Here is an 11,814-nt window from a genome sequence, read left to right on the forward strand (position 1 = left end):
AACCAAATAACAACACCGTGTGGAGAAAAGAACGATGAGCAGCTACAACGCACCGATCCGTGACATGCAGTTCGTCATGAAGGAACTGGCCGGCCTCGACGCCGTGTCGGCCCTGCCGGGCTGCGAGGAGGCGACCGCCGATGTGGTGGATGCGATCCTTGAGGAAGCCAACAAGTTTGCCAGCGGCGTACTGGCGCCGCTCAACTGGAGTGGCGATCAGGAAGGCGCCCGCTGGGACAACGGAGAGGTGCGTACGGCTGCGGGCTGGAAGGACGCCTACACGCAGTTTGCGGAGTCCGGCTGGACGGCGCTGGCCTGCGAGCCGGAGTTCGGCGGCCAGGGGCTGCCGAAGCTGATTTCGACGGCGGTGATGGAGATGTGGAAGTCGGCCAACATGGCCTTCTCCCTGTGCCCGATGCTGACCACCGGGGCCATCGAGGCAATCAAGCTGTGCGGGACCGATGAGCAGAAGGCGGCCTATCTGCCCAAGATGGTGAGTGGCGAGTGGACCGGCACCATGAACCTCACCGAGCCCCAGGCCGGCTCCGACCTTGCTGCGGTGCGTACCCGCGCGGTACCGCAGGGCGATGGCACCTACCAGATTTTCGGTCAGAAGATCTTCATCACCTACGGTGAGCATGACATGACCGATAACATCATCCACCTGGTGCTGGCCCGCTTGCCGGACGCGCCGGAAGGGGTGAAGGGCATTTCGCTGTTCGTCGTACCGAAGTTCCTGCTGAATGCTGACGGGACGCCGGGCGAGCGCAACGATGTGCACTGCGTGTCCATCGAGCACAAGCTCGGTATCCATGCCAGCCCGACGGCGGTGCTGGCCTTCGGCGACAAGGGCGGTGCCATCGGCACGCTGGTTGGCGAGGCCAACCGTGGCCTGGAGTACATGTTCATCATGATGAACGAAGCCCGCTTTGCAGTGGGCATGGAAGGCCTGGCGTTGTCCGAGCGGGCCTACCAGCAGGCCCTGGCATACGCCAAGGACCGCATCCAGGGCACCGAAGCGGGCGTCCGCGGCGGCCCGAAGGTCAGCATCATCCATCACGCTGACGTGCGCCGCATGCTGCTCAGCATGAAGTCGCAAATTGAAGCCCAGCGCGCGCTGGCCTATGTGGTCGGCGCCGCGACCGACCATGCCCACTATCACGCCGACGCTGCCGTACGGGCCCAGAACCAGGCTTTCGTCGATCTGATGATCCCGGTGGTGAAGGGGTGGCTCACCGAGAGCGCCATCGAGATCACCTCCACAGGCGTGCAGGTGCACGGTGGCATGGGCTTCATAGAGGAAACCGGGGCGGCCCAGCATTTCCGTGATGCCCGCATCACGGCGATCTACGAAGGCACGACGGCGATCCAGGCCAACGACCTGATCGGCCGCAAGATCGCCCGCGAGAGCGGCCTGACGGCCAAGGGCGTGGTGGCCGAGATGCGCAAGGTCGAGGCTCAGCTGGCGGAAACCTCGGGCGAAGAATTCGAGGCAATCCGCAAGTCCCTCGCGGCCGGTACCAGCGCGGTGGAGGAGGCGGTGGATTACATCGTGGCGACCTTCGGCAATGACATCAAGGCGGCGTCGGTGGGCTCGGTGCCGTTTCTGAAGTTGTTCGGTATCGTGGCCGGCGGCTGGCAACTGGCGCGGGCCGCACTGGTGTCCGCCCGTCGGCTGGCGGAAGGAGCGGGCGACGCCGCGTTCTATCAGGGCAAGATCACGACCGCACGTTTCTACGCGGACCACGTGCTGTCCCAGGCCCCGGGTCTGGCCTACGCGGTGGTCAATGGCGCTGCCGCTGCGCTGGCCCTGGACGAGGCGCAGTTCTGACGCTTCGGTACTAAGGTCGTCCAAGTCGGTTCGCGAGGCCCTGATTTCATCCGCCCGTTCGTCATGGATTGGGCGTTATGAAAAAGCTCTTCCAATTGAATGGCATGAGCGCTGTATCGGTACAGAGGGGGCCGGTGTTGTGTTTGTCGTCGTTCTGTAATACTTGATGCGCAGTATCCGGGTTTTCGTATTTCCGGTGGGCCGGTCCGGGATGGCAGATTGTGCCACCAGGGCCGGTTTCGCAATTCATGAGCCTTACTGCATCGTCCTCCGCATTCTTGCCACGTCGTGCTGCGTATGTGTTCAACGGCCAGTTGCAGCAGCCGACAACCGTGCGCCAACTGTTGCGCACCGTGGAGCCCTTGCCCGTGAGTGCGTCGTGCCAATGCGCACTCGATCGCTTCTTTGTGGACGCCGGCCTGTACGCGCTGCCCGTCGTGGATGAGCAGATGGGCCCGGTGGCCCTACTGGATCGCAAGTCTTACGTCGAGTTCTTCGGGCGCCCCTACATCCGGGAATTGTTTGGCCGCCGCAGTATCGTCGATCTGCTTGCGTACGAGCCGTACGACAGTGCGTCTCCGCTCGTCATGGATGAGGGGAGTACTGTCGAGGACGCAGCGCGGATGATCATCGATGCCGGCATGCAGCACATGGTGACGGGCTTCGTCGTCAGTCGGCAGGGGCGCTACGCGGGCGTCGCCAACGGCCATGACCTGCTCAACACCATCACCCAGCGCAAACAGGCCGAACTGTATTACCTGGCCCACTACGATGCCCTGACCGGGATTCCCAACCGGGCGCTGCTGGCCGACCGTCTGGAGCAGGCCTGCCTGGAGGCCGACCGCAAGGGCAGCCTGGTAGCTCTGTTGTTCATCGACGTGGACCGCTTCAAGCAGATCAACGACTCCCTCGGCCATAGCGCCGGTGACGAGGTCCTGCGTCGCATCGTGGCCCGTTTGAAGGCTTCCGCCCGCCAGGTCGATACCGTGGCCCGGCTGGCCGGCGACGAGTTCGTGGTGTTGATGGAGAACCTGTCGAGCCCAGGGCAGGCGGAACTGGTGGCGGACCGGATCGTGGCATCGATGCAGGAGCCGATCGAGATGCTCGGCCACTCCCTGGTGGCCACCGTCAGTATCGGCAGCGCGATCTATCCACGCGACGATGATCAGATCCACAACATTCTGAGCAAGGCCGATGCGGCCATGTACGAGGCAAAGTCAGCCGGCCGCAACGGCTTTTGTTCGTACTCGCCGGAGATGCATACCTACAACCCGGCCAGCATGTCGCTCGAAAGCGAGTTGCGCAAGGCCATTGAGCGGGATGAGCTGGTGCTGTTCTTTCAGCCTCAGGTCGATCTGGCGAGTGGTAAGGTTCGCGGGGTGGAGGCGCTGGTGCGCTGGCATCATCCGCGACGTGGACTGATTCCGCCGATGCAGTTCATCCCGGTGGCTGAGGAGAGCGGCCTCATCATCCAGCTCGGTGAATGGGTGATCCGGCAGGCGCTGGCTCAACTGCGTGCCTGGCAGGCGCAGGGGATGGCGCCTTTGCCGGTGGCGGTCAACATCTCGGCGCTGCAGCTTCGCCAGAAGGGCTTCGTGGGCTTCCTGATGGCACAGCTTGCGGAGTACGCCATCGAGCCCGGCCTGCTCGAGCTCGAGCTGACCGAGAGCGTGCTGATGAAGGACGTCGAGGAGATGCTGCGCACCCTCAACGAGATCAAGGCGCTCGGCGTCCGCTTGGCCATTGACGATTTCGGCACCGGCTTTTCGAGCCTAAGCTATCTGCGCCGCTTCCCCATCGACCGCCTGAAGATCGACCAGTCCTTCGTGCGCGATATCGACAACACGCCGGTCAATGCGTCGATCGCCCGGGCCATCGTGGCTCTGGCGAACAGCCTGTCGCTGGAGATCGTCGCCGAGGGGATCGAAAAGCCCGCCGAGGTGGCGGTGCTGCAGCAGATGCATTGCCACGAAGGGCAGGGCTACCTGTTCTCCAGGCCCATCGAAGCGGCGTGTTTTCCGAGCTGGCTGGCCACGCACGGCGGCCTTGAGCTGGCTGCGGCCTAGATGCCCTCGCCGTGCTGGCCGCGAATGATCCAGGTTTCGAATTCCGCGACGGGCATGGGCTTGCCGAACAGGTAACCCTGGCCGTGGTCGCAGCCGATACTGCGCAGAAACTCGAGTTGTTCGACGGTTTCGATACCTTCCGCGGTGATCTCGAAGCCCAGGGTCTGGCCCAGGCCGACGATGGCGCGGGTGATCGCCACGTCGTTTTCATCGTGGGGTAGATCGGAAACGAAGGCGCGGTCCACCTTCAGGTTATTGACCGGCAATACCTTCAGGTAGGCCAGGGAAGAGTAGCCGGTGCCGAAATCATCGATGGCCGTCGTCACGCCCAGGTTCTGGATGGCATGGATCACCTGGCGGGCATGCTCGGGGTTTTCCATGATCAGACTCTCGGTGACTTCCACTTCAAGCACCTCGGGTGGCAACCCATGGCGGGCCAGCGCACAGGCCAACGTATCCACGTAGTCGCTGCGTTCGATCTGCAGGGCGGCGACGTTGATGGCGATACGCCCCGTCTCCAGTCCGGTCTCCCGCCACAGCCTGATCTGCGCACAGACGGTGTCGAGCACCAGTTCGCCGATCGGGATGATCAGCGCGGTGCGCTCTGCCAGCGGAATGAACTCGGCTGGGGACACCATGCCCCGCTCGGGGTCCCGCCAGCGTAGCAGGGCTTCCGCGCCGCTGATGCGGCCGCTTTCCAGGTCGAGCTTGGGCTGATACCAGAGTTCGAATTCCTTTTCTTCCAGCGCCCGCCGCAGCGCACGCTCCCGGGTCAGCCGATCCTGGGCCCGGCGGGTCATTTCCGCCTGGTAGAAGCTGTAACTGTTGCGCCCGCCTTCCTTGGCACCATACATCGCGGTGTCGGCATTGCGGACGAGCTCTTCCGGCGTGAGGCCATCGGTGGGGGCGATGGCGATCCCGATGCTGGCGGTGACCAGCGCCATGTGGCCGTCCAGGTCGAACGGAGCCTGCAGGGTCTGGAGGAGTTTCTTGACGACGGCGACGGCGTCGGTGTCCTGCCCGAGATCGCTGAGGATCACCGCGAATTCATCGCCGCCGAGACGGGAAACGGTATCTTCGACTCTCAGGCAGCGCTTGAAGCGCTCGGCGGCCTGCTGCAGCAGACGGTCGCCGACCGGGTGGCCCAGGCTATCGTTTACGGTCTTGAAGCCGTCCAGGTCCAGGATCAGAACGGCGAGCTGGCGCTCGTAGCGGACCGCACGGTCCAGGTCGTGCTGAAGCTGATGGTGGAACAGGGTCCGGTTGGGCAGGTCGGTCAGGGGATCGTAGTGGGCCAGGCGCTCCAGTTCGGCCTGGGAGTGCTTGATCGCCGAGATGTCGGAGAAGACGGCGACGTAGTTCACATGCTGCCCGGCGTCGTCGTTGACGGCGTTGATGGTCAGCCATTCAGGGTAGAGCGCGCCATTCTTGCGGCGGTTCCAGATCTCGCCACGCCAGCCCCCCGTGCTGCGGAGGGTCTCCCACATGGCCTGATAGAACTCGGGCGGCTGGCGGTCGGAGCGCAGCAGGCGGGGCGTCTGGCCAATGGCTTCTTCGGCGCTGTAGCCGGTGATGTCGGTGAACGCACGGTTGACCGACAGAATGGTGCTGTGGGCGTCGGTGATCATCACAGCATCGGCGGTATTGGCCATGACGACGCCGGCCAGGCGCAGCTGCTCGGTGGTTTGCTTGATCTCCGTGATGTCCGTGGAGATCGCCAGGATCGCCTGGGGCTGCCCATCGGCACCCGGCAGCGGACACTTTGTCGTCAGGTAGGTGCGCTGATGTCCGTGGTCATCCAGTTGCTCCTCGAAGCGCATGGACTGGCCCCTCGCCAGCACGGCCAGGTCGTTGGCCCGATGCTGCCGGGCGAGGTCGGCCGGCTGGAAGCGCTCCCGCGGCAAGCCTTTCAGGGTGTCCAGCGGGGACCCGACGGCCATCTCGAAACAGCGGTTCGACCACTGGAGATTGCCGTCCTTGTCGAAGACGTAGATCAATGACGGCGCGTGATCGACAACGGTCTGCAACAGGGCCTGCTGCAGACCCAGCGCCTCCTCGGTCGCCTTGCGCTCGGAAATGTCACGTGCCACCGCGTAGATCATGGGGCCATCGCTCAGTGGGATCACGCACAGCGTCACTTCCGCCGGGAAGCAGTGCCCATTGCTGTGACGGTGGAGCCACTCGAAGCGGTGCAGCCCCTTCTGGAGTGTGGTGTCGAGGATCTCCCGCACTTTCCCGCTAGAGCTGCTGCCATCGGCTTGCCGTTCGGGCGAGAGTTGAGCGGGAGTCATGCCCCGGAACTGAGCGTGGTCGGAGAAACCGAAAAGCGCCAGTGCCGCGTCGTTGCTTTCGGTAAATCGACCGTTGCGATCGATGACCCACGTTGCGTCGGGAGAATGTTCGAACAAGGTGCGGAAGCGCGCCTCGCTCTGCGCAAGGGAGGCCTCGGCGTCCTCGCGCTCCGCGATCTCTTGAGACAGGCGCAGGTTTCGTTGCCTGATCAATGTGTTGCGCCGCATCAACTGGGCGATGAAGAAAAGGACCAGGGCCGTACTGGCGATCGAAATCAGGAACAGGGGCGATTCCAGCGGTGCCTGGCTGGGCCAGCCATTGCGCGGTATGGCGGACAGCTGCCAGACGCCACCGGGCACCGTGACGGTTAGGCTGACGGGCTGCTCGGAGAGAACGGCGGTGTCTCCCCAGATCACCTCGCCGCTGCTCCCCAGGCCATCCTTGCCGCGCAGCAGCAGGCGAAGCGAGGCGTCGTTGGAGATGCCGCTGGCCCGGATGAGGTTTTCCAGGTCCGTGACGATCGACATCGTGCCCCAGTAGAGAGGCGCTCCGTGGAGGGGATGGGTGAAGATGGGTTGCCGGTAGATCAGCCCAACACCGCCCTGAATGAGCTTGAGGGGACCGGCAAGCAGCGCGCGACCGCTGTTCCGTGCGCGTTGTATTGCGGCGTATTGTTCCGGAATCGCTCGGAGGTTTGTTCCCAGCGCCTTTTCGTTGTTTTCGCGGGGGTGGATCCTTTGGATCACGTCGTCGGGAACGAGGGCGATGCTGCGAATGTGCGACGCGGAAGCGATGGCCATCCTGGCCATGCCGTAGAAATGCGCATCGGAAATGTCGCCATCGATGCTCAGCATGTGTGAAATACCTTCGGCCGTTCCGAAGGTGCTGCGAACCTGGCCTTCAAGCATGGCGCTGATGCGGGCCAGTTCGCCTGTTGCCTTGGCGCGGGAATCGCTCGCCTGGCGCTCGGAATCAAGGCGGCCGAGCAGGACCGAGAGGAGGATGCCGCCGATTCCGACGACGAGGAGCAGCAAATATGTGGCTGGTGCGTGCTGGTTCCTGAGCCAGCCTATCAGTTCATTGCCACGCGGATTGTCGGCCATGCTCCCCCGGCGTCCGGCGCTTATGCCGGACGGACATTGTTTTGACAGGTTGGATTTGCGGTGTGGCCGTTCAGGCTCCGCAGCTTGTGCCGCGAACGATGACGGGCTCTTCAGCGGCGGCAGAGCCTAACCCTGACGGGGTATTTCCACAACTCAAAAAGGGATATCAGCGTGATGTGATCGAACCTTGCACGCATCCGGTTGGGTTGGCTGGGTGACGGAGTGGTTCATCGGCTCAATTCGGGAAAGCGCCATAGCCATAGCCAGGCAACCAGGAGCTGTACGACGACAGTCAGCGTCCAGGTTCCCGTCACGTAGCAGCAGGCGGCGGGAAGGACCACCTCAAGCAGCTGTTCGCAAAGAACGCCGAGAACGAAGAAGAGTAGTGTCAGGCACGCCCATTTTGCGACGAAGCCGGGCAGGTGGTGGATGCCCATGCGCCGGTTGTAGCGGTAGTTCTGTTGTCGTTCGAGCAGCGTGCCACGACTTACGTCCCGGAAGTAGGGGAACGGCCAGAGGTAGCGATACAGGAGACGCCAGATACCCTCCTGGCGCTCGGCAGAAGTCCTGTCCATCATTGCTCTCCCGTGTGGCGCGTATGCGACAGTCGGCTATATCAGTGTGCGCTGCTTTGCCAGTGGATGGAAGGGGAGAGCTGAAAACAAAAAAAGCCGGTCGAATGACCGGCTTTTTTGAATTTTGGTGCCCAGAAGAGGACTCGAACCTCCACGCCTCGCGGCACTAGTACCTGAAACTAGCGCGTCTACCAATTTCGCCATCTGGGCAGCGAAGTGCGCCATTATAGGCAATCTTCTTTTTATTGCAAGTTCTTTTTGAACTTTCTTTGCTTGAATCCGCCAAAGCAATACCACGACGGGTTCTGCAAATCAAAAGCCGGTCAATGACCGGCTTTTTAAATTTTTGGTGCCCAGAAGAGGACTCGAACCTCCACGCCTCGCGGCACTAGTACCTGAAACTAGCGCGTCTACCAATTTCGCCATCTGGGCAACGAAAGCGCTATTATAGAACAAGTTGATCCCGATGCAAGCTATTCAAGAGAACTTTCCTGCAGTGAGAAACGAGACGAGCCCGTTTTTAGCCTGTTCCAATGCATTGCGCGTTGAACAAACAAACAAAAAGCCAGTCACATGGACTGGCTTTTGTAATTATGGTGCCCAGAAGAGGACTCGAACCTCCACGCCTCGCGGCACTAGTACCTGAAACTAGCGCGTCTACCAATTTCGCCATCTGGGCAACGAAGCCAAGAATTATAGAGTAGAAATTATCCGTGTCAATATCTAAATCAAAAAACACAAAAAAACTGAGCAAGCTGCGCCGCAGCGATCCTTTCTTCGAGCGTGAGTGCGAGAAGTACGACTTCCCACTGCCGAGCCGGGAATTCATCATGCAGACGCTCACCGAACATGGCGTGCCGCTGGCGTTCCCGGATCTGGCCACCGCGCTGGACATCCTGCCGGTCGAACTCGAGTTCTTCGAGCGCCGCATGTTTGCGATGGAGCGGGATGGGCAGGTCATGCGCAACCGGCGCGGCGACTATCTGCTGCCGTCCAAGGCCGATCTGATCCGCGGCACCGTGCAGGGGCATCCGGATGGTTACGGCTTCGTCGTGACCGACGAGGAAGGGCCGGACGTCTTCCTCAGCCCGAACGAGATGCGGGAAGTCCTGCACGGTGACCGGGTGATGGTCCGTCTGGCCGGTGTCGATCGGCGCGGACGGCCCGAGGGCAAGATTGTCGAGGTGCTGGAGCGCGCCAATACGCGCATCGTCGGTCGGGTGCTGGTCGAGCACGGCGTGACCCGGGTGGTGCCGGAGAACCGGCGTATCGCGCAGGAAGTACTGCTGGCACCCGGTGGCAAGAAGAAGGTGACGGCCGGGCAGGTGGTGGTGGTCGAGCTGATCCAGCAGCCGACCCGTCATGCACAGCCGATCGGCCAGGTGGTCGAGGTGCTCGGCAATTACGCCGATCCGGGTATGGAGATCGAGATTGCGCTGCGCAAGCACGAGCTGCCCTTTGAGTTCTCCAAGGAGGCTAAGGAGCAGACCCGGCGCTTGCCCGACAAGGTGCGCAAAATGGACTGGAAGGGCAGGGAGGACCTCACGGCCCTGCCGCTGGTGACCATTGACGGCGAAACCGCGCGGGACTTCGATGATGCGGTTTACTGCGAAAAGCAGGGGCGTGGCTTCCGCCTCGTGGTGGCGATCGCCGATGTGTCCCACTACGTGACGGTCGGCTCGGCGCTGGATGGTGAAGGCTACGAGCGCGGCAATTCGGTTTACTTCCCACGGCGGGTGATCCCGATGCTGCCGGAGAAACTGTCCAACGGGCTCTGTTCGCTGAACCCTCGGGTGGAGCGCCTGTGCATGGTGTGCGACATGGCGATCTCCCAGACCGGGGCGATCAAGCAGTACCGTTTCTACCCGGCAGTGATGTTCTCGAAAGCGCGCCTGACCTACAACCAGGTCGCCGCAGCGCTCTATGAGCGGGATCCGGCGGCGATCGAGACTGTCGGCGAGCTGCTGCCCAATCTGCAGAACCTGGACAAGCTGTTCCGGGTGTTGCTGAAGGCGCGGGCCAAGCGCGGCGCGATCGACTTCGAGACCCAGGAAACCCGGATGATCTTCGACGACAACGGCAAGATCGAGAAGATCGTGCCGGAGAGTCGCAACGATGCGCACCGCCTGATCGAGGAGTGCATGCTGGCCGCCAACGTGTGTGCGTCGGAATTCCTGAGCACCCATGAGCATCCGGCCCTGTACCGGGTGCACGAAGGGCCGACGCCGGAAAAGCTGGCCAAGCTGCGGGACTTCCTGGGTGAGTTCGGTCTGCAGCTGGGCGGGGGTGAGGAGCCGCATGCCTCTGATTACGCCAAGCTGCTCGAAAAGATCCAGGATCGTCCGGATCTGCAGCTATTGCAGACGGTGATGCTGCGCTCCCTGCGCCAGGCCGTGTATAGCCCGGACAACGTCGGGCACTTCGGGCTTGCCTACGAGGCCTATACCCATTTCACGTCGCCGATCCGCCGCTATCCGGACTTGCTCGTTCACCGGGCGATCAAGGCGGTGCTGGCGGGCGAGCAATACACGCCGGCCCAGGAAGGTGGCGTCTGGGGCGATATCGGTCTGCATTGTTCTATGACCGAAAGGCGTGCGGACGAAGCCGACCGGGACGTGGAGAATTGGCTTAAGTGCTACTACATGCAGGACCGCATCGGCGAGGAGTTCGACGGCAGCGTCTCGGCGGTGGTACCTTTCGGCCTCTTTGTTGCCCTCGACGACGTTTTTGTCGAAGGTCTCGTGCATATCTCCGATTTGGGGAGCGATTACTTCCATTTTGACGACGCGCAGCATGCACTGGTCGGTGAGCGGACCGGTGAACGGTATCGGCTGTCCGATCGGGTGCGTGTGCAGTTGGTGCGCGTCAATATGGAGGCGAGCAAGATCGACTTCCGCCTGATCCAGGGGCCGCAGCGGGCTACCGAAAGGGTGGGCAAGACGGAGAAGGAGCGGGAGCGCGCTGCTGCCGCGGAGGCTCAGGCCGCGCCGCGTCGGCGCGTCGTCAAGGATGTTGCGCCCGTGCCTGTGGAGTCGCCGGCTCCTGTCGCGCCGAAGAAAAAAGCCGGGAGCCGCAAGACGGAGTCGGCTCCGCCGAAGCCCCGCAAGACCAAGGCAAGCAAGTCTGCCAAGACGACCAAGGCCGCCAAGCCGCGCAAGAGCGCTGCCGGCGGCGCCAAGAAGAAAGTGAAAGTCCGTGTCTGATCAGTCCAATTCCCGCCTCATCTACGGTTTTCATGCGGTGCAGGCCAAGCTCCGCCATGATCCCGAGGGCATTTTTGAAATCTTTACCGACGCGCAGCGCAGTGACGCCCGTGCGCGGGATCTGCTGCGCCACGCCCAGCAGTTTGGCACGCGGGTCATTCCGTCCGAAGGGGAGCGCCTCGACAAAATGGTGGGCACCCGTCGGCACCAGGGGGTCGTGGCACGTATCGATTCCCGTCGCAAGGAGCTCAAGCTGCCCGACGTGCTTGATGGCCTCACCGAGCCGGCGCTGCTGCTGGTGCTTGATGGTATCCAGGATCCCCACAACCTCGGCGCCTGCCTGCGGGTTGCCGATGCCGCGGGGGCCCATGCGGTCATCGCGCCGAAGGACAAGGCCGTCGGCCTCAACGCCACTGCGGTAAAGGTGGCCAGCGGCGCTGCCGACACGGTGCCCTACGTCACCGTCACTAATCTGGCCCGCGCCCTCCGGGAAATGCAGGAGGCCGGTGTCTGGGTGCTGGGGGCGGCTGGCGAGGCCGAGAAATCGATCCACACCGTGGATCAGAAAGGCCCCATCGCCTGGGTTCTCGGCGCAGAAGGGGATGGCTTGCGACGTCTGACCCGCGACACCTGCGACGAGCTGGTGAGCATTCCGATGTACGGCACGGTCGAGAGCCTGAACGTGTCCGTCGCCAGCGGCCTCTGCCTGTTCGAGGCGCGCCGCCAGCGAGCCGCAGCCTGAGC

The 11,814-nt window shown here is 62.8% G+C and carries 6 protein-coding genes and 3 tRNA genes; 4 read left to right on the plus strand and 5 right to left on the minus strand.

The genetic code is table 11. The features are described from left to right. Window positions 1–34: 34 nt before the first annotated feature. Together AC3QL2_RS20220 and AC3QL2_RS20225 are read left to right on the plus strand one after the other, a co-directional pair. The gene (locus AC3QL2_RS20220) at window positions 35–1,831 is read left to right on the plus strand and encodes an acyl-CoA dehydrogenase (protein WP_493232908.1); all 1,797 of its coding nucleotides are present in this window, start codon (window positions 35–37) and stop codon (window positions 1,829–1,831) included. A 368-nt stretch (window positions 1,832–2,199) separates the two neighbouring features. Further along, window positions 2,200–3,897, plus strand: coding sequence for a putative bifunctional diguanylate cyclase/phosphodiesterase (locus AC3QL2_RS20225; protein WP_493232907.1), 1,698 nt, complete (start codon window positions 2,200–2,202; stop codon window positions 3,895–3,897). Here AC3QL2_RS20225 and AC3QL2_RS20230 read toward each other — a convergent pair. The 5 genes from AC3QL2_RS20230 to AC3QL2_RS20250 all read right to left on the minus strand — a co-directional run bounded on the left by AC3QL2_RS20230 (window position 3,894) and on the right by AC3QL2_RS20250 (window position 8,546). Then, window positions 3,894–7,292: a bifunctional diguanylate cyclase/phosphodiesterase gene (locus AC3QL2_RS20230; RefSeq protein WP_493232906.1), complete on the minus strand. Its 3,399-nt coding sequence runs from the start codon at window positions 7,290–7,292 to the stop codon at window positions 3,894–3,896. The genes AC3QL2_RS20225 and AC3QL2_RS20230 overlap by 4 nt on opposite strands. Window positions 7,293–7,519: 227 nt before the next feature. Next, window positions 7,520–7,867, minus strand: a complete 348-nt coding sequence (locus tag AC3QL2_RS20235) for a hypothetical protein (protein ID WP_493232905.1) — start codon at window positions 7,865–7,867, stop codon at window positions 7,520–7,522. Window positions 7,868–7,992: 125 nt separating this feature from the next. Next, a tRNA-Leu gene (locus AC3QL2_RS20240) sits at window positions 7,993–8,077 on the minus strand. 137 nt (window positions 8,078–8,214) lie between these two features. Beyond that, window positions 8,215–8,299 (minus strand) — tRNA-Leu (locus tag AC3QL2_RS20245). Between the two features lie 162 nt (window positions 8,300–8,461). Continuing rightward, a tRNA-Leu gene (locus AC3QL2_RS20250) sits at window positions 8,462–8,546 on the minus strand. A 151-nt stretch (window positions 8,547–8,697) separates the two neighbouring features. Between AC3QL2_RS20250 and rnr the strand changes: the two genes are divergently transcribed. Further along, entirely contained in the window at window positions 8,698–11,070 is a 2,373-nt protein-coding gene (gene rnr, locus AC3QL2_RS20255; RefSeq protein WP_493232903.1) for a ribonuclease R, read from the plus strand. Further along, window positions 11,063–11,812, plus strand: a complete 750-nt coding sequence (gene rlmB, locus AC3QL2_RS20260) for a 23S rRNA (guanosine(2251)-2'-O)-methyltransferase RlmB (protein WP_493232901.1) — start codon at window positions 11,063–11,065, stop codon at window positions 11,810–11,812. Before rnr ends, rlmB begins: the two co-directional genes overlap by 8 nt. The last annotated feature ends 2 nt before the right edge of the window (window positions 11,813–11,814 follow it).

The sequence above is a fragment of the Zoogloea sp. GW822-FHT05C07 genome, from assembly GCF_058800215.1.